Source organism: Janibacter massiliensis, from assembly GCF_900289115.1.
Lineage (GTDB): Bacteria > Actinomycetota > Actinomycetes > Actinomycetales > Dermatophilaceae > Janibacter_A > Janibacter_A massiliensis.
The window spans coordinates 2,343,995-2,363,364 of the sequence record NZ_LT985196.1; the positions used below are offsets into that span (position 1 = coordinate 2,343,995).

Annotated in this window: 16 protein-coding genes and 4 pseudogenes; 6 read left to right on the top strand and 14 right to left on the bottom strand. The window is 70.3% G+C overall.

What is annotated here, in order from left to right:
- Window positions 1–61: 61 nt before the first annotated feature.
- From DAA34_RS11445 to DAA34_RS12570, 5 genes and pseudogenes are all read right to left on the bottom strand, one after another.
- Window positions 62–292 carry a hypothetical protein gene (locus DAA34_RS11445; protein WP_106819449.1) on the bottom strand — a complete coding sequence of 77 codons (231 nt, stop codon included), beginning with the start codon at window positions 290–292 and terminating at the stop codon, window positions 62–64.
- Between the two features lie 76 nt (window positions 293–368).
- The gene (gene smc / locus DAA34_RS11450) at window positions 369–3,965 is read right to left on the bottom strand and encodes a chromosome segregation protein SMC (protein WP_106819451.1); all 3,597 of its coding nucleotides are present in this window, start codon (window positions 3,963–3,965) and stop codon (window positions 369–371) included.
- Between the two features lie 57 nt (window positions 3,966–4,022).
- Window positions 4,023–4,460, bottom strand: a complete 438-nt coding sequence (locus tag DAA34_RS11455) for a hypothetical protein (protein ID WP_158707723.1) — start codon at window positions 4,458–4,460, stop codon at window positions 4,023–4,025.
- A gap of 234 nt (window positions 4,461–4,694) precedes the next feature.
- Window positions 4,695–5,060 carry a DUF952 domain-containing protein gene (locus DAA34_RS12565; RefSeq protein WP_267894626.1) on the bottom strand — a complete coding sequence of 122 codons (366 nt, stop codon included), beginning with the start codon at window positions 5,058–5,060 and terminating at the stop codon, window positions 4,695–4,697.
- Window positions 5,049–5,360: pseudogene (locus DAA34_RS12570) on the bottom strand (chorismate mutase); the annotation flags it as partial. The gene DAA34_RS12565 and the pseudogene DAA34_RS12570, both read right to left, overlap by 12 nt.
- Before the next feature lie 79 nt (window positions 5,361–5,439).
- Here DAA34_RS12570 and DAA34_RS11465 point away from each other — a divergent pair.
- Together DAA34_RS11465 and DAA34_RS11470 are read left to right on the top strand one after the other, a co-directional pair.
- Window positions 5,440–7,302, top strand: coding sequence for an acyltransferase family protein (locus DAA34_RS11465; protein WP_106819457.1), 1,863 nt, complete (start codon window positions 5,440–5,442; stop codon window positions 7,300–7,302).
- Window positions 7,303–7,386: 84 nt separating this feature from the next.
- Window positions 7,387–8,895 carry an HNH endonuclease signature motif containing protein gene (locus DAA34_RS11470; protein ID WP_106819459.1) on the top strand — a complete coding sequence of 503 codons (1,509 nt, stop codon included), beginning with the start codon at window positions 7,387–7,389 and terminating at the stop codon, window positions 8,893–8,895.
- 3 nt (window positions 8,896–8,898) lie between these two features.
- On the opposite strand, the pseudogene DAA34_RS11475 reads toward DAA34_RS11470, so the two are convergent.
- The 4 genes and pseudogenes from DAA34_RS11475 to DAA34_RS11490 all read right to left on the bottom strand — a co-directional run.
- Window positions 8,899–9,045 (bottom strand): annotated as a pseudogene (locus DAA34_RS11475) (zinc finger domain-containing protein); the annotation flags it as partial.
- A gap of 967 nt (window positions 9,046–10,012) precedes the next feature.
- Window positions 10,013–12,472 carry a heavy metal translocating P-type ATPase gene (locus DAA34_RS11480; protein ID WP_106819461.1) on the bottom strand — a complete coding sequence of 820 codons (2,460 nt, stop codon included), beginning with the start codon at window positions 12,470–12,472 and terminating at the stop codon, window positions 10,013–10,015.
- Window positions 12,472–12,702 (bottom strand): heavy-metal-associated domain-containing protein, encoded by a 231-nt coding sequence (locus tag DAA34_RS11485; RefSeq protein ID WP_106820144.1) that lies wholly within the window; start codon window positions 12,700–12,702, stop codon window positions 12,472–12,474. Before DAA34_RS11485 ends, DAA34_RS11480 begins: the two co-directional genes overlap by 1 nt.
- Window positions 12,703–12,723: 21 nt before the next feature.
- Window positions 12,724–13,113 carry a nuclear transport factor 2 family protein gene (locus tag DAA34_RS11490; RefSeq protein ID WP_106819463.1) on the bottom strand — a complete coding sequence of 130 codons (390 nt, stop codon included), beginning with the start codon at window positions 13,111–13,113 and terminating at the stop codon, window positions 12,724–12,726.
- 143 nt (window positions 13,114–13,256) lie between these two features.
- Here DAA34_RS11490 and DAA34_RS11495 point away from each other — a divergent pair, with 143 nt between their 5' ends.
- A complete protein-coding gene (locus DAA34_RS11495; protein ID WP_106820146.1) occupies window positions 13,257–13,577 on the top strand; it encodes a four-helix bundle copper-binding protein in 321 nt (106 codons plus the stop codon).
- On the opposite strand, the gene DAA34_RS11500 is transcribed toward DAA34_RS11495, so the two are convergent.
- Window positions 13,574–14,002 carry a heavy metal-responsive transcriptional regulator gene (locus DAA34_RS11500; protein WP_106819465.1) on the bottom strand — a complete coding sequence of 143 codons (429 nt, stop codon included), beginning with the start codon at window positions 14,000–14,002 and terminating at the stop codon, window positions 13,574–13,576. The two genes, DAA34_RS11495 and DAA34_RS11500, sit on opposite strands and share 4 nt — an antisense overlap.
- Before the next feature lie 540 nt (window positions 14,003–14,542).
- Here DAA34_RS11500 and DAA34_RS11510 point away from each other — a divergent pair.
- A pseudogene (locus DAA34_RS11510) lies at window positions 14,543–14,770 on the top strand (MerR family DNA-binding protein); the annotation flags it as partial.
- 297 nt (window positions 14,771–15,067) lie between these two features.
- Here the strand turns inward: DAA34_RS11510 and DAA34_RS12615 are convergent.
- Window positions 15,068–15,205 (bottom strand): annotated as a pseudogene (locus DAA34_RS12615) (zinc finger domain-containing protein); the annotation flags it as partial.
- Window positions 15,206–15,688: 483 nt separating this feature from the next.
- Window positions 15,689–16,096: a MerR family transcriptional regulator gene (locus DAA34_RS11520; RefSeq protein ID WP_106820148.1), complete on the bottom strand. Its 408-nt coding sequence runs from the start codon at window positions 16,094–16,096 to the stop codon at window positions 15,689–15,691.
- Between the two features lie 99 nt (window positions 16,097–16,195).
- Here DAA34_RS11520 and DAA34_RS12335 point away from each other — a divergent pair, with 99 nt between their 5' ends.
- Window positions 16,196–16,348, top strand: coding sequence for a hypothetical protein (locus tag DAA34_RS12335; protein ID WP_199847460.1), 153 nt, complete (start codon window positions 16,196–16,198; stop codon window positions 16,346–16,348).
- Between the two features lie 447 nt (window positions 16,349–16,795).
- On the opposite strand, the gene DAA34_RS11530 is transcribed toward DAA34_RS12335, so the two are convergent.
- Both DAA34_RS11530 and DAA34_RS12195 read right to left on the bottom strand, forming a co-directional pair.
- Window positions 16,796–18,313, bottom strand: coding sequence for a multicopper oxidase family protein (locus DAA34_RS11530; RefSeq protein WP_106819471.1), 1,518 nt, complete (start codon window positions 18,311–18,313; stop codon window positions 16,796–16,798).
- 208 nt (window positions 18,314–18,521) lie between these two features.
- Complete coding sequence (locus tag DAA34_RS12195) at window positions 18,522–18,965, bottom strand: DUF6153 family protein (RefSeq protein ID WP_158707724.1); 444 nt, start codon at window positions 18,963–18,965, stop codon at window positions 18,522–18,524.
- A 150-nt stretch (window positions 18,966–19,115) separates the two neighbouring features.
- On the opposite strand from DAA34_RS12195, the gene DAA34_RS11540 reads away from it, so the two are divergent.
- Window positions 19,116–19,325: a heavy-metal-associated domain-containing protein gene (locus DAA34_RS11540; RefSeq protein ID WP_106819473.1), complete on the top strand. Its 210-nt coding sequence runs from the start codon at window positions 19,116–19,118 to the stop codon at window positions 19,323–19,325.
- The last annotated feature ends 45 nt before the right edge of the window (window positions 19,326–19,370 follow it).

Here is a 19,370-nt window from a genome sequence, read left to right on the forward strand (position 1 = left end):
ATCCCCGCCCGCCCCCGGGACGGGGACGGGGACGGGCGGGGATCGGCTCAGGAGCCGGGGGTCACTGGCGGAGCGAACGGACCTTCGCGGCGCCGGCCTTCGTCGCCCCGGCGATCCCGGAGGTGGCCTGCCCGACCTTGTCGGTGCTGCGCCGGACCTTGACGACGACCTCCTCGCCGCGCTCCGTCAGCAGCTCACGTCCCTCCCGGCGGGCGGGCACCGCGACGAGCGCGATGACCGCGAGGGAGAGCGCGGTGATCAGCAGGAGAGCCAGCACGACGGGGAGGAGCATGACACCATCGTCCCCCGCCCGACGGCGCCTCCAAAATCGACACGCGCGAAGGCCCCCCCCGTGACGGCGGAAGAGATCAGACCGGGGCCGACCCCGTGTCCGCGGGCGCGACGTCGCGGATCCGTTGGCTGACGACCGTGGTGATCCCGTTGCCCTGCATCGAGACGCCGTAGAGCGCGTCGGCGACCTCCATCGTCTTCTTCTGGTGGGTGATGACGATGAGCTGGCTGCTGTCCCGCAGCTCCTCGAACAGGGTGATGAGGCGCCCGAGGTTGGTGTCGTCGAGGGCCGCCTCGACCTCGTCCATGATGTAGAAGGGGCTCGGACGGGCCTTGAAGATCGCCACGAGCAGCGCGACCGCGACGAGCGAGCGCTCCCCGCCCGACAGCAGCGACAGTCGCTTGACCTTCTTGCCGGGCGGACGTGCCTCGACCTCGAGCCCGGTCGTGAGGAGGTCGTCGGGGTTCGTCAGGACCAGCCGCCCCTCACCGCCGGGGAAGAGCCGACCGAAGACCCGCTCGAACTGCTCGGCGGTGTCCGCGAACGCCTCCCCGAAGACCCGCTCGACCCGCTCGTCGACCTCCTTGACGATCTCGAGCAGGTCCGCCTTCGAGCGGCGGAGGTCCTCGAGCTGGGTCACGAGGAAGGTGTGCCGTTCCTCGAGCGCGGCGAACTCCTCGAGGGCGAGCGGGTTCACCCGCCCGAGCGCCTTGAGGCCTCGCTCGGCGGTGCGCAGGCGCTTCTCCTGCTCCTCGCGCACGTACGGGCGCGGCTCGGGAGCGGGGGTGTCCTCCGTCGGCTCCGAGTCGTCCGGGCCGGGGACGTGCGGGACGAGGCGGTCGGGACCGAACTCGTCGACGAGGACGTCGGGGTCGATCCCCAGCTCCTCGACCGCCCGCTCGCGCAGCTGCTCGATGCGCGCGACCTGCTGGGCGCGGGCGACCTCGTCGGCGTGGACGCTGTCGGTGAGCTGCCGGAGCTCGTCCTGGGCGACGCCGAGCCGCTCCCGGGCCTGCCGCAGGGCCGCGTCGCGCTCGTCGTGCTCCCGCTGGGCGGCCTGGCGGCGCTCGTCGGCGATCCCGACGAGGGAGGCGATGCGGGCCGCTCCCCATGCCCCGGCCTCGTGCACGGCGCGGGCGACCTCGGCCTCCCGGCGGCGGCGCTCGCGCCGGGCGCGCAACCGGTCGCGGGCGGCCTGCTCGTTGCGCGCGGCGCCCTCGAGCGACTCGGCTCGGCCGCGCAGGGACCGCGCCCGCTCCTCGGTCGTGCGCAGCGTGAGCCGGAGCTCGGTCTCGGCCGTCCGGGCCCGGGATGCCTCGAGCTCGAGCCGGTCCCGCTCGTCGGTCGAGTCGTCGGCGTCCTCCGGCTCCTCCTGCTGCGCGGCGGCGAGCCGTTCCTCGAGCCCGGCGAGCTCGACCCGGTCCCCCTCGAGCCGGTCCCGGACCGCGGCGGCGTTCTTCTCCGTGCGGTCGGCCTCGGCGTGGGCGGTGCGGACCGCGGCCCGCAACGAGCCGAGCTTCTCGGCGACGGCCGACATCCGGGCGTCCGACTCGTGCAGGGCCTCGAGGGCCGCGTCCAGCCGGGCGCGGGCCCGGGTGACGGCCTCGCGGGCGGGGACGAGGGCGAACCCGATCTCCTCCCCCCGCGCGGCGTGGCCGGCGACCTCACGCTCCGCCTCCTCGAGCGCGGCGGTCAGCTCGAGCTGGCTCGGCGGGGGGGCGCTGCCGCCGCGGACCCCGGCGGCCGTGACGACGTCCCCGTCCGGGGTGACCGCCGTGACCGACGGCTCGGCGGCGACGAGGCGGGCGGGGGCCTGCGCATCGGGAACGAGAGCGACGAGGTCGAGGACCCGGGCGAGCACCCCGCCCACGCCGTTGCGGGCGCTCGTCATGTCGAGCGCCCACACGGCTCCCTGGGGCAGCGGCGGGCGGTCGGACGCGGCGGGGGCGGGCGCGTCGGCGACGACGACGGTGACCTGACCGGCGTCGTCGGTGCGCAGCCGGTCGAGCGCGGACAACGCGCTGGGCGTGTCCGCGACGGCGACGGCGTCAGCGGCCTGGCCGAGCGCCGCGGCGACCGCGGCCTCGTGGCCCCCGGTGACGTCGACGAGCGTCGGGAGGGCTCCGATGAGCCCCGGGAGGTCGTCGCCGAGCTCGAGCAGCGCGGCACCGCCGTCCTTGCGACGCAGGCTCATCGCGAGCGCCTCGACCCGGGCGGCAGCAGCGCCGCGGGCGGACTCGACGGCTCGCCGCCCGGTCTCGAGGCGCTCGACCTCGGCCTCGGCGGCCCGGACCGCCTCCTCCGCCGCCTCGTACGCGGAGTCGAGGTCCCCCTCACCCGACTCGTCGGCGGCGATCGTCCCCTCGAGCGCGTGGAACTCCGCCTCCGCGGCGCTTGCGCGCGCCCGGGCAGCCTCCGCGGCCTCGACGAGCCGACCGGCCTCGGCCTCACCGGCCTCGATGCGGCTACGGCGGGCCCCGACCTGCCCCGCGAGCCGCGCGAGCCCCTCGCGCCGGTCGGCGGCCGCGCGGGCCAGGGCCGCCAGGCGGTCGCGCTCGCGGGTGTGGGCGGACTCGGCCTCCTCCTTCGCGGCGACGGCCGCCTCGACCTTCTCGCGGACCGCGGCGACCTCGGCGAGCATCGCCTGCTCGGCCTCACGGGCCCGTGCGGCCTGGGCGCGCAGCTCCTCGGGGTCGCGGCCGCTCGTCGACTCCTCCTCGTCGTCCCGGGTGAGCAGGCGCACCCGGTCGCTCGCGAGCGCGGCCGTCGCCTCGAGCCGCTCGGCCAGCGACCGCAGGCGCACCCACCGGTCCCCCGCGGCGGCGAGCTCGGGCGCTGCGGCCCGGGCGGCCTCGTCGAGCGCGCGGGTCTGTCCCTGCAGCTGCGCGACGGTCTCCTCGGCGCGAGCCCTGCGGGCCAGGAGCGCACGCTCGTCTGCGACCTCCTGCTCCAGCGCCGACGTCAGCTGGACGAGGTCGTCGGCGAGCAGGCGGGAGCGGGCGTCCCGGGCGTCGGCCTGGATCGTCGCGGCGCGGCGGGCGGCCTCGGCCTGACGACCGAGGGGACCGAGCTGACGCCGCAGCTCGCTCGTGAGGTCGGCCAGGCGGGCGAGGTTTACCTCCATCCCCTCGAGCTTGCGCAGCGCCTTCTCCTTGCGCTTGCGGTGCTTGAGGACGCCGGCGGCCTCCTCGATGAATCCCCGGCGTTCCTCCGGGGTGGCGCGCAGGACGGCGTCGAGCTGCCCCTGCCCGACGATGACGTGCATCTCCCGGCCGATGCCGGAGTCGGACAGCAGCTCCTGGATGTCAAGGAGGCGGCAGCTCGTGCCGTTGATCGCGTACTCGGACCCGCCGTTGCGGAACATCGTCCGGCTGATCGTCACCTCGGTGTAGTCGATCGGCAGGGCGCCGTCCGAGTTGTCGATCGTCATCGTCACCTCGGCGCGACCGAGCGGTGGCCGCCCGGAGGTGCCGGCGAAGATGACGTCCTCCATCTTCCCGCCGCGCAGGGTCTTCGCGCCCTGCTCGCCCATGACCCAGGCGAGGGCGTCGACGACGTTCGACTTCCCGGACCCGTTCGGGCCGACGATGCACGTGATGCCGGGCTCGAGCCGCAGGTGGGTCGCCGACGCGAAGGACTTGAAGCCCTTGAGGGTCAGGCTCTTGACGTACACGCGGGCGGCTCCGGGGACGGGGACGGTCGGGCCACCCTACCTGCGCCCCGCCAGGACTCAGGCCGTCTTCAGGCGTGCCTCGACCTCATCGATCGTCGATCCGTCGATCGCACGGGCGAGATCGTCCAGCCGATCGTCACGACGAGGCGAGACATCCACCCGGCCGTCGACGACCCGGAACGTGCCGCCCGCCGAGAACGCCCCCCAGACCGATCGCCCTCCTTGGCGATCAGGCGTGTCCCCCAGCACGAGAAGCACCTCGTCCCCGGCCTTCAGCCAGGGCTGGCCGGACTCGGTCTGGCGATCGCCCTCCCCTGACGAGGCAGGGACGGCCCGCTCGTACTCGACGTAGCCGTTGTGAATGTCGATCTCCTGCGGCGTGCGGACGGCCGTGAGGTGGCGGTCGACCTTGACGGTGACGACATGGAGCGCCAAGAAGCTGTCGGTGTCACCATCGGGCGTCGTTTCCCACGACCGGGTGACGGTCCCCGTCACCACAGCGTGCTTCGCGGCGTCGCGCAGACCACCCAGCACCTCGCGCTCAAGGGTGACTGCACGGACCCCCGGATCGACCCCCGTGGTGCCCGCAGCCGTCGAGGTGGCCGACCGGTCATCGCCCACCGGGGCGTCGCGTGACGCGTCGTCGCTGCACCCGACGAGGCCTAGACCGGCGACCAGCGCTGCGACCCCTGTCCAGAGCCGAATCCCTGCCATGCCCCCGACGGTATGTCAGTCGGGCGGTTCGATGGTGGCGACCTCGGTGACCGCGTCGACCGGGATCGGCCCGTACACGTGGGGGAAGAGCTCGTCACCGCCGGGCACACCGGGTTCCCGGACGACCTCGGCCTCGAGCCGAGCGGGGTCGATGGTCAGCAGCAGCAGCGGCCCGTCGACGTCTGCGTAGAAGCGCCTCCGGACGCCCTGCCACTGGTGCGGGCCGCTCGCGTGGATGAACCCGACCTCCTCGAGGGTCATCCCGCGGGTCGAGACCCGGTACTCGCCCACCTCCCGGGCCCGGGCCCAGTCCTCCGGGAGCGCGAGGTGGAAGATCGCCGGGGCAGGGTCCGTGCCGCGGTCGCCCCCCTCCCCTGCGATGGCCTCGTGGTGGCGGATGACCTCGGCGATGACGAAGGTGAGGAACTTCTCGGCGAACGTCGGGTCGAGCCCGGCATCGTCCGCAAGCGAGCGCAACCGGGCGATCTGACGCTCCTCGCGGGAGGGGTCGGCCGGGGGCAGCCCACGCTCGGCCTTGAGCACCCCGACCCGCTGCGTCGCCTTGAACCGCTCGGCGAGCAGGTGGACGAGCGCGGCGTCGATGTTGTCGATGCTCGACCGCAGGCGCTGCAGCTCGGCGGGGACCTCGACGGGTGGCGTGGTGCTCGGGTCGGTGCTCACGGACGCCAGCGTAGGAGCGCGGCACGGGCTCCGGCGCGCCTGCCCGACCGACGGACGCGCGCTCCCTACGGTGACGACCATGGCGGCGACCACCGAGGCGGTCGGCGCGGCGCGGGCCGTGCCGGAACGACCTCGTGCGCGCGTCCACCTTCCCGGGCTCGACGGCCTGCGCGGGCTGGCGGTCATCGCCGTCATCGTCTACCACCTCGAGGGTTCCTGGCTGCCCGGTGGCTTCCTCGGCGTCGACGTCTTCTTCGTCGTCTCCGGGTTCCTCATCACCACGCTGCTGCTGCGCGAGGGTGAGCGGACCGGGCGTATCGACCTGCGCTCGTTCTGGGTCCGGCGCGCCCGACGACTCCTGCCGGCGCTCCTGCTGTGCGTCGTCGGGTCCGTCCTCGTCGCCTCCCTGTCCGAGCGCGACCTGCTCGTCGGGATCGGCCGGCAGGTCCTCGGCGCCCTGACGTTCAGCACGAACTGGCTCGAGATCGGCGCGGGCTCGGACTACTTCGACCGCGGCTCCCCCCAGCTGTTCCGAAGCCTGTGGTCGCTCGCCGTCGAGGAGCAGTTCTACCTCCTGTGGCCGTTCGCGGTCGTCGGCCTGGGCGCGCTCACGCGCTCGTGGCGGGTCCGCACGGGTATCGCCGCCGGGCTCGCCACCCTCTCCACGATCCTCATGGCCGCAGCGTGGGAGCCGGGCTCGGCGACCCGCGCCTACTACGGCACCGACACCCACGCGACGGGCCTGATGATCGGCGCGGCGCTCGCGTTCGCGTGGTCGGCACCGCACCGCGCGTGGACGAGCACGGTGACGTGGCAGCGGTACCGCCGGTGGGTCGTCGGGGGGAGCCTGGGGGTGCTCACGCTCCTCGTCGTCGTGCTCGCGGAGTCCTCCGCGGTCACCTTCCGCGGCGGGATCGCCCTCGCCTCGCTCGCGACCGCCGGCGTCCTCCTCGGGACGATCGACCGCGACGGCCCGCTGCGCCGCGCCCTCGAGTGGGGCCCGCTCACCGCCGTCGGTCGGCGTTCGTACGGGCTGTACCTGTGGCACTGGCCGGTCATCCTCGTCGTCGCCCAGGACATCCCGGCGAGCGACGGGACCGCCCGGTTCCTCTGGTCCCGGGTGTGGGCCGTCGTCGTCACGTGGGCGTGCGCGGACCTGTCCTTCCGGCTCGTCGAGACGCCGATGCGGCGGCACGGCTTCCGCGGCTGCGCCCGGCTGCTCCTCGCGCGCCTGGGGCCGCTCGACGGGCGCCGGGCGAAGATCGCCCTGGCCGCCGGCCTCCTCACCGCCGTCGCGGTGACGACGGTCGTCCTCACCGCGCCCGACACGAGCTCGACGCAGCGGATGATCGAGGCGAACGAGGCCGCGGCGTCCGGGCCCCGGCAGGACGAGACGGTCGTGCTGCGGGACGACTTCACCATGCCGAGGGGGCGGGAGATCGACGCCTTCGGCGACTCGATGATGGTCGGTGCGGTCCCCGCGCTGAAGTACTACTTCCCCGGCATCCAGATCGACGCGCGCTCGAACCGGCACTGGTCGGACGGGGAGGCGGCGGTCGAGCGGGCCGGCGACACCCTGCGCCGCGCCGTCGTCATGTCCTTCGGGACGAATGCGGGTATCGACGAGGCGACCGTGACCGCGGTTCTCGACCGGATCGGGCCGGACCGGATGGTCGTCCTCGTCACGATCCACATCGACGAGCCGCGCACGAGGGCGGACAACACCCTGCTGCGGCGGGTGGCGAAGGAGCGGGCGAACGTCGAGGTCGCCGACTGGGACGCGGCGGTGCGTTCGCGCCCCGATCAGCTCCAGCCCGACGGCATCCACCCCAGCCTCGAGGGCGCGCACCTCTACGCCTCGACCATCCGCGCCGCCTTCGCCCGGTTGTCGGAGGAGGCCACGGGGACGAAGGTGAAGCTCGCGCCGAAGCCCATGCCCTGATCGTCGGGCGGGTGACGGTTCGTTCCCGGCCGTGGGAACGAAGGCCCGGTCCCGTTGTCGGACCCCTCCGGCAGAGTCGTACACATGTTCGATGACATCGACACCCTGTGCGCGACGATCGTCGACGGCCTGCGGGTCGGCGCAATGGCCGCTGCCACCCTCGCGCCCTCGCAGGACCTCGAGACGTTGACGAGGGCCGCAGCGTCGTTGGAACGGGTGCGCCGGGCCGCCGACGCCGCACAGCTGGCCGTCCTGGCCGACATCGGCCGCCGGGGACACGACCGCGGGCCCGACGGGTCGCTCGTCGAGACCCGGACGCCGCCGGGCCTCGTCGCGGAGATGGCGCCCGATGTCGTCGCGATGACCCTCGACTGCCGGCCCCACGAGTCACGGGTCCGGACCGAGCTGGCGGTACGGCTGGCGCATGATCTCGACCCGCTCCTGCGCCCGCTGCTCGAGGGTGAGGTGCCGGAGGACACCCTGCGTCTGGTCGCCGACGAGACCGCCGACGCCTCCTCGCAGGGCGTGCGGGCGTGCGTCGGGCACCTCCTCGCGGCCAAGCGCGGCACGCGGACGCCGCGGCTCCAGGCCCTCGACCGCCACGACCTCGCCCAGGCGTGCCGCCGGGTGCTCGACCGGACCGACCCGGGGTGGCGTGAGGCAAGAGCGGCGCAGAACAGAACGACGCGGACCGATGTCACGACCTACCCCGGGCCGACCGGCACGACCGTGATCGCCGCGACGCTGCCGAGCGAGGTGGCTCTCGTCATCACCGCGAGCGTCGACCAGCTCGCGCGGCAGCGGCGGCGGGACGACCCCGACCTCACCGCGGGCGCGGCCCGTGCGATGGCGCTGGCGGACCTCGCAATGCGCGGGGTGGAGGTGAGCACCCACGTCACGCTCGGGCTCGCGCTCGTCCACGGGTCCGGGCCCGGGTCCGGGTCCGGGTCTGGATCCGGCTGCGGACCGGCCCGCCCAGGGTTCGTTCCCTCGGGCGGGAACGAGACCGCTCCGGCGTGGGTGGGCGGGGTGGAGGTCCCCCGGCTGGGATGGATCCCCGGGTCGGTCGTCCAGACCCTCGTGGAACGGCTGGACACCCGGGTGACCCGCGCGCTGCTCGATCCCGAGGAGGGGACCGTCTCGGAGACCTCGTCCGTGGGCTACGTGCCCTCGCCCGCGGTCCGACGCCTGGTGCAGCTTCGTGACACCCGGTGCCGGATGTGGGGATGCAGCCGACGCGTCGCCGACTGCGACCTCGACCACGCAGTCCCCTACCCCGCGGGCCCGACCGCCGGGGCCAACCTGTCCGGGCTCTGCCGCCACCACCACCGGGTCAAGCACGCACCGGGGTGGCGCCACACCCTGCACGCCGACGGGACCACCGAGTGGACCTCGCCCGGCGGGACCCAGCGGGTCACGTGGCCGACCGCATACGCGGCTGCGGTCCCCGACCACCCGGCCTGGCGGCCGAGCAGTCTGCACGCCGGTCCGCCGATCGGCCCGATCGCCATGGAGCCGAGCGGCGACCTCGTCGACGCTGGCACAGAGGGCGCAGTGACCGAGGGTGCGGACGTCGGTTCTCCCCCGTTCTGAGCCCTACCCCCGGGAGCGTGGCCTGGGCTGGCAGCGTGGGCACCAGAACGAGCTGCGGTTCATGAATGCGCTGCGGCGGATCGGCGTGCCGCACCGGGAGCAGGGCCGGCCCTCCTGCCCGTACGCGTCGAGCCGCCGGTCGAAGTAGCCCTACTTCCCACGATAGATACATTGAAAAACTGGGAGTCTCTGATGGAGACGTTTCCGCTGGTCAGAGGCCACTTCGCCGCGAAATAACGTGCCATGACGTGTGCTGCCTACACACCAGAGTACGACCTCACGACTTCAACATACCAACGGCCCGGTCGAAGGAAGAATCGGACATCCGCGACCGTGCGCACAGGACGCCTCCGCCATCGAATATGGGCACTACGTCGCCTACGACGCAGTCCCGGCCTCCCCTTCTCTTCTCCGCTTGGCGTCTCATTCCAGCGGGTGGTCAGTGAAGACCTGGGCGATGGCCGTCACCTGTTCGCGTCTCAGCGGCGGCGCGGCCTCGTTGATCCTCCGGACGTGCTCGTCGTGCACCGCCGAGCCGAACGCGTAGTCCAGGTTCGAGACCGGGTCAGGTTGTTGATCACCGGGCGTCCGTCGCGGCCGCCCACCTTCTCGGTGCGTGCCGCAAGGTCTCCCTGCCTGATTCGTCGCCTTACGGTCTTGGTACTGCAGCCGTGGCGCTCGGCCACAGCGACGACGACCAGCCATGCGTCCTCGGACATCGGGCCTCCTCAAGATCTCCTGAGCATCCATAGTGGCGTCCGAAAGCCGATGCTCGGCCTCTGGACCCATGATCAAGTGTTTCGAAATCCTGCTCTCGGACGAGTCGTTTCAGACACGAAGTTTCGAGACTCGACCATCAGCATGAGCCCGGCAGCCAGGTATCGTCACATCAAGGAGATGATTGTTGTGATACTTGTGACGTCGCGGCGTGCAACCATGTCTAGCTGGACGTCCACGTCAATCCGGTAGCCTCCAAACGCGCAGGGACACGCGAAGTAGTCGAGCCGGGGTTCCAGTGCCCGGCAGGGGCGCAGGGGCGTGCCAGATGTCCAGCAAGACCAGTCCTTGTCCGCCGGTGACCCTGTTCAGCTCGAACTCGTCAATTATGGGGCTCAGCTCACTTCTGCCTCTCATTCTCCTCGGCATTCGGACTGGTACGCCCGACGCTGCCGATGGCTTCGAACAGCAGGGAGGGCCGGCCGCCGAGGCTGTTGACGAAGATGGTGGTCACCGACAGAGCCATGGCGACCATGGCCCAGACCGGGTACACCAGGCCGGTGGTGGCTGCTGGGATTCCGATGCCGTTGAACAGGAATGCCAAGGACACGTTTTGTCGGGTGCGCCGGTAGCTGGCGCGGCTGGTCTGCTGGGCTTCGAGGATCGCCGTGAGGTCGTCGCGGACGATGACCACGTCGGCGGATTCGACCGCGATATCGGTCCCGCCGCCCATGGCGATTCCGACGTCGGCCTGCATCAGGGCCGGTGCGTCGTTGATGCCGTCACCGACCATGGCCACGCGATTGCCGCCGTCTTGCAGCTCGCGCACCAAAGCGGCTTTCTCTTCGGGCAGGATTCCGGCGCGGATATCCTCGATGCCCACTTCGGCTGCAACGTGGGCCGCGGCGCGGCCGTTGTCCCCGGTGGCCAGCACCGGGCGGATGCCGGCCTCACGCATGGCCGTAACCGCTTGGACAGCGTCTGGGCGAATGTCATCGCCCAGGGCGATCACCCCCTGGAGGCGGCCGGCAACGGCGACGGCGACAACGGTGCGGCCAATGCCCTCCAGGCGGGTGACCGCCGACGACAAGGGACTCAGGTCGATGCCCTGGTCCCGGAGGAAGGCGGGTCGGCCCACTAGGACGGGGTCTCCCTCGATCGAGGCGCTGACGCCGAAACCGGTGATGGAGTCAAAATCATCCACCGGCTTCACCGTCAGGCCGCGCTGTTCGGCGGCGGTGACGATGGCACGGGCCAGCGGGTGCTCGGAGGGGTTCTCAGCCGCGGCGGCGATGGCCAGCAGTTCCGCCTCATTGCCCATCGCCTCGGTTTCACGGACCGTGGGGCGGCCTTCGGTGAGCGTTCCGGTCTTATCGAGCACGATCGTGCGCACTTGGCCGAAGGTCTGGAATGCTTCGCCCGTGCGCATGATGATGCCCTTATCGGCGGCCTCACCGGCGGCGCGGACGATCGCCAACGGTGCAGCGATACCCACCGCGCACGGGTAGCCCATCACCAGGACACCGATGCCGGCGAACACGGCGCGGCGGACGTCCGGCTCTCCGGTGAGAACCCAGCTGCCGGCCAGCCAACCCAGTAGGGCGAGGGCGGCGACGATGAGTACCGTGGGGGTGTAGACGCGCAGCACCCGGTCCACCAGGTGCAGGATGCCGGGTTTAAGAGCCCGGGCGTCTTCGACGTGGCGGACCACCTGGGCCAGGAAGCTGTCGGCTCCGGTGCGGGTCACCTCCACCAGCACGGAGCCGGCCCCGTTGATGGACCCGCCGATCAGCTCATCGCCGGTTGAGCGTTCGGTTGGCACTGGCTCGCCGGTCACCAGGGACAGATCGACGGTGGTGTGTCCGTCGATGACCTGCCCATCGACGGGGACCCGGTCGCCGGGACGGACCCGCACAGTGTCCCCGACACTAATCTCGGCTACCGGCACTTCCTCTTCGCGGCCATCGCGTACCAGCCGTGCGGTATCGGGTTGCAGTTCGAGCAGTTTCCGCACCGCCTGGCTGGAGCGGGTCTTCACCAGCAGCGAGAGCCATTCGGAGAAGATATGGTAGTTGGTCACCAGCACGGTCACCGCGAAGAACGGTGCGGTCGGATAATCCGGCAGGACTCCCGTCAATCCGATGATGCCGCCGGCAATCCCCGCGAAAGCGCCAACCTCCAGCAACACATGTTGGTTGAGGATGCCGCGCCGGGCCGCCTGATACGCCATCCGCAGGATATGCGGGGCAACACCGAACACCACGGCCAGGGCCAAAGCACCGGTGACCCACCCGGCTATTAGATCGGTGATCAGCCCGGTTTCCCGGCCGGCGTACGCCAACGCTGCCGGCGCGATGATCGCCAGGGCACCCAGTGCCGCGCGGGCTTTCCCGGCCGGCAGCAGGATCGCATAGGCGACGGGAACCATCAGCACCACCACCGAAGCCGGCACCAACACTGACCAGATGCCGGAGACTTCCAGGATCATCGCGATGGCCGTCAGGCTGGCGGCGACCGCCAGCAGCAGCCTTTTGCCTTCCCGGATCAGGTCCGCTTCCTCGTCCTCAAAGGGGCGCAGCTTCCGTGGGTCGTACAGGTCATAGCCGATATCGCGCAGCGTCCTCAGGATTTCCTGCGGTTTGATCAGCTTCGGGTCATAATCGATGAGCGCCTGCTCGTGGGTGAGGCTGACGGCGACCTGATCAACCCCGGCCTGGCGGCCCAGCGCCTTTTCAATGGTGCCGGTACACAACGAGCAGTGCAGCCCGGCGATTCGGGCACGAATCCGAGCGTGCCCCTCCAGATGGCTGGGCTCCTCATCCCACAACTGCTCGTCCTGGGGTGCGGTCTCCGTGGTCATTACGCTGATCCTTCAGTGCCGGCGACCTCGTAGCCGGCGGTCACCACACGTTCTTCGAGTGCTTCACGGTCGGTCACGTCGGCGTCGTACCGAATATTGAGTTCACCGGTGCGGTGATCGGCTGTGGCCTCGCTGACACCCTCAAGCCGGCGCAGCGCTGTGCCTAACCGCTGCTCACACCCGGTGCAGCTCATTCCCTCAACCTTCAGAGTCACGGTTGTTGTTGCCATGGTGCTCACCTCGCACTTTCCTCAATTTCGATCCTTGTCCTGCCGAGAACCTGGCAGAACGGTGTAGTGAATGGTTTGGGCCTGGATTCGGCCGTTCCGGATGAGAAAAGAATCTGCCCCATCCTCGACGCGGCCACCGTTCGCCGCCTGGGCGGTCCACTCCAGTAAAGCGACCTCCCCGGCAAAAACACGGGCCGTATAGGTGAATTCGGCCTGCGGCAGCTGCCCGCGCAGCAGCTCGGCCAGTTCGCGGACTCCTTCGTGGCCGCGGTGCGCACCGGCCCCGGTCAGCACCACCACGTCGGACGCGTAATTGCGCTCCAGGTCCTCATCCACGGTGCCATGTGCGCCCTGCTGCACGTGTTCGTCGAACACCTTGCCAGTACCCCGGGCCGTCAGTTCGTCTGCCATGGAACCACACTAGACCTTCCACTCGACTGGAAGGTCAAGTGAGCAGCCACGGGATAGTGCCCGCTGCGGTTGACGTTCCAGCGGAGGAAGGTCCACGATGAGAAGACTGGTGGCTACTCGGAAAAGAAGTACCCCAAATGCCCATGATCGAGGACCAGACCAAACACCTCATCGACACCCTCAGCGACTGTCTGGCCAAGTGCGAGGCCTGCGCCCAGGACTGCGCCGACCAGGGCAACAAGGACCTGGCCAGCTGCATCAAGCTCTGCACTGATTGCGCGGACCTGTGCCGGGCCTGCATTCCGTTACTGGCCCGCGGCAGCCAGTTCTCCGCCGAGTTGTGCCGGGTATGCGCCGTCGCCTGCGAGCAGTGCGCCCAGGAATGCGAACGCACCGGCATGGACGAGTGCGCTGAAGCCTGCCGCAAGGCCGCCGACGCCTGCCGTCAGATGGACGGAGTCTAGCCGCGATGGTCTGAGGCGGGCCCGCTCTTCTGTCGCACATGCTCAATCAACCGGCAGGTGCAGTAGTCATCGGCCGTGGGGAGCCGGTCCGCCTCTGAGACGATCTCCGTCAACTGTTTCTGGAGCACCACGAGCTCACGTATGCGTTGTCCGATTCCCTCCAGTTGGGATTCTAGGACGCCGCGCACATAGGCACACGGGACCTCGTTGCGCTCACGAAAAGCCAGGATCTCCCTCACCTCGTCCAGACTAAACCCCAGCCGCTGGGCGCTGCGGATAAATGTCAACCGATCGATGAAGGACTCGTCGTAGTCCCGGTATCCGGACGTGGTACGCCCCGGTTCGGCCAGAACCCCAATGGACTCGTAGTACCGGAGCGCCTTGGTGGTCACGCCAGACAACTGAGCTAGTTCGCCGATCTTCATGGAACCTCCTGCCAGGACATTATAGCCGAGGGTAAAGTTAATCCAAACAGCCTGCTGGCATCGCCAGCGGCGAGGCTGCTGAATGCAGTTTCAGATCAGCAGAGCACTACCGCGGCGCGTGCCACACGCGCTCCAGAGGAAGGTCCGCGACGTAGCCGTCTATCGGCAACAGTCGAAGGAGCACCAGCCGACGGCCCTTTTCTAAACCCGATCGGCTCCGCCCTTAGCCTGGTCGGTGGCGTGGTTGGAATCCATGGGCAGCAATCGTGGCCGGTGCGGTCGCCGCAGGCTCGGCGGGTGGCGATGAGCACGATGAGCGCCACGAACGCGATGCCGGTGCCGAGCACCCAGGGGTTGCCGAGGATCCCGCCGACGCCGGCGAGGACGCCGCCGGCGATGAGCAGCGGCAGTGCGCAGCAGAGGGCCATGAAGAGCACGGCCCCTGGCCCGAGCGGCAGGCCGCTGCTGGCTCGGGCGTCGCGTCTGGTTGTCATGGGTGTTCTCGTTTCATTCGGGTTCGGCTCAGCAGCAGCGGTGGCAGCCGCCGGCCTCATGCTCGCCCAGATCCGGCAGATCGTGGACATCCGCGACGCCGGCCACGCCCCGTGCGACCACGGGCGCGAGCTGCTCGACGCGCGCCTGCGCGACATCGAGCAGCAGATCGCGCAGCTCTCCGCCCTGCGCGACACCATCGCCGGCCTCCGGGACGACGCGGCGCAACCCGAGCCCGAGACGTGCAGCGCGGGCCAGGTCTGCCGGTACGTGTAGACATGAGAGCCGTTCGTCCGCGGCGCTGACAGACCCCATGTCTACGGCTTAAGACGATCTGCAGTGGCACACCGAGGCCGCTTAGGGAAAGCCGCAGGCACGACGGCCAGACGGTGCGTTCTGGCATCGGCACCTCGGCTGAGCCTACCAATCAGCGCGGTCGCAGGGCATCAGAATCGGCAGCTTCGGAAGGGCCGGATCCACTACCTTGGCGAGCGCGCTGGGCGGCCTGCTGTCCGACATCCGCACCGGTGGCGCTCGCGACACATTGACGAACTGCGGGTCGAGGCAATGCTCTCATACGTGAGGGCTGCCCGCCCGTTCGTGATCGCATCGAGCACGACCGCTCACCGAGCGTTTTTGCTGGCAGACCGGGCAAGAGCGGCTCGAGCGGCTCGTGAACTTCTCCCGCACGATCGCCGTTCCGCAGCGCCTGCAGGGGTGCCCGGCGAGCCCATAGACAGCTCGAAAGGGGCCTCTCGAACCAGACTTCCCACGTTAGTCTACGTTGAAGTTCAGACGCGTTCGCAGGAGCGTGTTTTCGCTGGTCAGATGTTGGTTTGAGCCCAAATGGGCATCACGGTAACGCACCTTCCCCACCTCTCAGAATACGTCCGCTCGACTTCAATGGGGATGGGGCCCAGTCGAAGGTAGAGTCTGTCTGCCAGACCAGCGTCTACTGTGTCGCCAGAGCCGCCGGGTCTGATGCGACTGCATCGGGGAACCGCGTTGCTGGGTCCTCCTCCGGGTGGGTTGACCTACTCGCCGACGCCCACCGAAACGGGTCGGGCCGACCGGACTGGCTCAGCTCGGCGGCTACCCGCTGCCGTGAGGTTCGCTAACTTCACGCAGGTGTGAGTGATCCTTGCGGACGAGGCTCGCGGTCGGATTGGGAGACTGGTCGGCGGGCTGTCGCATTCACGCGTCTTCGATGATCGAGCAGACGGGCGATGCAGGCTCGCAGGCTCGCTCGTCGGCGGCCCGCCGGGTGTCGACGAGGGTCTTCCGCAGCGCTATGAGGTCATCGACTGCGGTGTCGACCTCCTCGATGCGGGCGTCGAGCAGGTCCCGGACGGCGTCGCAGGGAGGGGTCCCGCCGTGGCGGATCTCGAGCACTTCTCGGACGTCATCGAGGTGGAGTCCGAGAGCGCGGGCTCTGCGGATGAACGTCAGCAGTTCTACATCAGCAGGCGTGTAGAGGCGGTATCCGGCCGTGCTGCGTGCCACTTCGGGGAGCAGGCCCTTGGCCTCGTACACGCGGACGGGCTTGCGCGTGACCCCTGCGGCCCTGGCCGCCTGGCCGATCGTCATCTCCAGGACTGCCATGATCTTCCTCCTCGGCATCATTGTTGACCTTCACCCAGGGGCCAGGTTCTAGTGTCGCTCGCGTCCGAGGAAGACGCTTTGAGGAAGGAGGTGAGAACGATGTCGTTCCAGGAGGGAGAGGTGTATCGCTGCCCGGACGAAGCCTGCGGCTGCGAGCTCGCGGTGACCAAGGGAGACCCGCCCAGCTGCGACGGCCAGCCGAGCCCGACGTGCTGCTGCGGCAAGACCATGGCCATGGTCAAGGCCGTCTAGTTTGTGGCTCGACTGCTGGTCGGCGGCTTGGCGGGCAGAGCGCCTGGCCGCGGACCAGCCGCTCTCCTTGATCGGCGCAGGCTGCTGTGGCCCGTTACCCCGGTCTGCGATTCTGGCACTCATTCGTCGAGCGCCGCAGCGGCGACGTTCTCCATTTAGCATGCGCAGCCCGCGCGGCAGTCGAAGCATGCCGCGTCAGCTGGGCATCTGCCCCGGGCTGCGGCGCACCGTGTTCATGACGAACGCAGTCACGTTGCCGACGTGGATGAGGCAGCGAGCCGGCGGGGCCGTGGATTCGGCTGATGGGCAGCCGGCGAGGATCGCGTTAACATGTCGCGCGCTGTTCGGGACGCCGGCCCGGGAGCCCGGGTTTGGCGTCGGAGCCTCGGGACGAGATGCGCGGCCACGCATCCCGGCTGGGTTGCGCGGCCGCGCGTGGCCAGCCGGTCAGTTCTCCTGGTAGGCGATCGTCGTCATCATCCCCGCCTCGCCGTGGTAGACGTTGTGGCAGTGCGTGAGCCAGCGGCCGGGGTTGTCGGCGTCGAACTCGACGCGCAGCGCCTTGCCGGGCAGGACGATCGCAGTGTCCTTGCGCGGCCCGCCGCCGGGGAGCTGGTAGGTGTGCCCGTGCAGGTGCATGGGGTGCCACATCGTGGTCGAGTTCTTGAACTCCAGGGCGACCCGCTCGCCCTGCTTGATGCCGAGGGCGTCGCGCATCGGCCGGTCCATGTCCATGCGCTTGCCGTTGATCGCCCAGTCGTACTTCTCCATGCCCCCGGTCAGCTCGAGCACGAGGGTCCGGTCGACGGCGCGCTGGGGCAGCCCGACCGCGCTCGCTGCCCTGAGGTCGGAGGCGGTGGCGGGGGTCTTGGTCGGCGGGAGCGTCGTCTTCTTGGTCGGTGCGGTGCCGGATCCGGTGCGCAGGACGGCGAGGGCCTGGTCCTGCTTGCCGAGGGCCTCGGCGATGACGGCGAACGCGCCGTCGCCGGCGGTGATGACCGCGTCGTAGCGCTCCCCCATGCCGAGCACGACGCTCTCGGCCTTCGAGGGCTCGACGGGGAAGCCGTCGGTGTGGGTGATCGTCAGCTGGTGCTCGGCGACGCCGAATCGGAAGGCGGTGTCGCCGCCGGCGTTGATGATCCTCAGCCTGATCCTCTCCCCGGGCTTGGCGGTGAAGGTCTGCGGGTCGTTGGCGGGCTTGCCGTTGATCAGGTAGAGGGGGTAGTAGACGTCACCGGCGTCGCCGCCGAGCAGCGGCGAGCTTGCGCCCATGAGGGTGTTGCCCATCCGCATCGGCCCCATGTCCATGCCGCCGTGGTCGATCATGCCCTTCTCGAGTTCGGCGAGGACCTGGTCGGGCGTCGCGGTCACGCCGTCGAGCCAGTCGTCCAGGACGATGACCCACTCCTTGTCGTAGTCGGCCTTCTCGTTCGGGTCGTCGATGATCAGCGGCGCGTACAGGCCGCGGTCGAGCTGGGTGCCGACGTGGGGGTGGAACCAGAACGTGCCCGGCTCGGGGAGGGTGAACTCGTAGGCGAACGAGCCGCCGGGCTGGACGGGCTTCTGGGTGAGGTTCGGGACGCCGTCCATGTCGTTGCGCAGCGCGAGGCCGTGCCAGTGCACGCTGGTCGGGTCGGGCAGGTCGTTGGTCAGCGCCACTTTCAGGGTGTCGCCGACGTTGCCGCGCAGTGGCTCGGTCGCCGATGCTCCGCGGTAGGCCCAGGTCTTGGCGGTCTTCCCGCCGAGGTCGAGGGTGACCGGTTCGGCGGTCAGCGTGCGCTGCACGACGGTCCCGGTGCGGCGGCGTTTTGCCTCGGCCGCGGTGACGGCGGCGCTGCCGGGCTTGACGAATGAGGTCGTATTGGTGGCGGAGCCGGACCTGGAGCTGCAGCCGGCGAGGCCGGCGGCGGTGAGGGTCAGTGCGCCGGCGGTCAGGAACTGGCGGCGGTTCAGGGTGGAGTGCATGGGTGATGTCCTTCTGTGTCGATGGTGAGCGGTGCCACGGCATCGAGCCGGCGCGCTCGACGATCACGGTTGATCGGAGACGCGGGGCGGCGACGGCCCTCGAAGGAGGGCCAGCGCCGTTGGAGCGCGATGGCATCGCAGGTGCGGGGCAGGGCCGGGGACCCCGCCGAGGAGGTCGGAGGAGCGCCGCGTCGGCGCTCCCGGCTGCTCACGTTCGTTGGATCGACAGCTCCAGGTGCGACAGCGCGAACCGGCGGGGCGTCTGCGACGGCGGGGTCGGCGTGGCTGCGGCAAGATCCGGGTAGGGCAGGCTGGCGGCGGGCGGGACCGGCAGGGCCGGAAGGTCCTTGCCGGTCGGCACGGAGACGCAGGTGGAGCCGCCACTGCCGTTCATGGCGTCGGCGCAGCCGCCGGAGCCGTGGACCATGCCGTGCGCTCCGTACGTCGCCGACGCGGGGGCGGCGGTCGCCTGGGCCGCGGCGGCGGGTGATGCCGGGGACGCGTGGCCCGAGGAGGCGATGGAGGCAGTCGCGGGCATGGGCCCGCCGACCAGCGCGTGCATGCCGAGGAGCCCGGCGATCAGCAGCGCGACGAGGACGGCCAGCTGCAGCCAGTGCCGGCTGCGGCGGGGGTCGTCGGTCGCGGTCTGCACACCACCAGCATACCCCGGTGGAGTATCCCTTCAGCACGGCGGCCGATTCGGCGATCAGCCCGGCCCGCCTTGCGGGAATACCCGATGGGGGTATACGGTTGCTCCCGTACAGGTACCCACCCGGGGTACCGAGAACGAGGAGGATATCCGATGGCTGCGAACGAGTACCAGGTGACGGGCATGACCTGCGGGCACTGCGAGATGTCGGTTCGCGAGGAGGTCAGCGAGGTCCCCGGAGTCACCGACGTCGAGGTCAGCGCGCAGACCGGCAAGCTCGTCGTCACCGCCGAGGGGGACCTCGACGATGCCAAGGTCCTGGCCGCCGTCGAGGAGGCCGGCTACACCGCCGTGCGCGCCTGACGACGCCACCAGCGCTGCTCAGACTCCCCGTCGACCTCGACGGCG

What these genes read in the sequence shown, in the direction of transcription:
- DAA34_RS11445 (WP_106819449.1), bottom strand. Translation starts at nt 292, where the DNA reads ATGCTCCTCCCCGTCGTGCTGGCTCTCCTGCTGATCACCGCGCTCTCC.
- DAA34_RS11465 (WP_106819457.1), top strand. Translation starts at nt 5,440, where the DNA reads ATGGCGGCGACCACCGAGGCGGTCGGCGCGGCGCGGGCCGTGCCGGAA.
- DAA34_RS11470 (WP_106819459.1), top strand. Translation starts at nt 7,387, where the DNA reads ATGTTCGATGACATCGACACCCTGTGCGCGACGATCGTCGACGGCCTG.
- DAA34_RS11480 (WP_106819461.1), bottom strand. Translation starts at nt 12,472, where the DNA reads ATGACCACGGAGACCGCACCCCAGGACGAGCAGTTGTGGGATGAGGAG.
- DAA34_RS11485 (WP_106820144.1), bottom strand. Translation starts at nt 12,702, where the DNA reads ATGGCAACAACAACCGTGACTCTGAAGGTTGAGGGAATGAGCTGCACC.
- DAA34_RS11490 (WP_106819463.1), bottom strand. Translation starts at nt 13,113, where the DNA reads ATGGCAGACGAACTGACGGCCCGGGGTACTGGCAAGGTGTTCGACGAA.
- DAA34_RS11495 (WP_106820146.1), top strand. Translation starts at nt 13,257, where the DNA reads ATGATCGAGGACCAGACCAAACACCTCATCGACACCCTCAGCGACTGT.
- DAA34_RS11500 (WP_106819465.1), bottom strand. Translation starts at nt 14,002, where the DNA reads ATGAAGATCGGCGAACTAGCTCAGTTGTCTGGCGTGACCACCAAGGCG.
- DAA34_RS11520 (WP_106820148.1), bottom strand. Translation starts at nt 16,096, where the DNA reads ATGGCAGTCCTGGAGATGACGATCGGCCAGGCGGCCAGGGCCGCAGGG.
- DAA34_RS12335 (WP_199847460.1), top strand. Translation starts at nt 16,196, where the DNA reads ATGTCGTTCCAGGAGGGAGAGGTGTATCGCTGCCCGGACGAAGCCTGC.
- DAA34_RS11530 (WP_106819471.1), bottom strand. Translation starts at nt 18,313, where the DNA reads ATGCACTCCACCCTGAACCGCCGCCAGTTCCTGACCGCCGGCGCACTG.
- DAA34_RS11540 (WP_106819473.1), top strand. Translation starts at nt 19,116, where the DNA reads ATGGCTGCGAACGAGTACCAGGTGACGGGCATGACCTGCGGGCACTGC.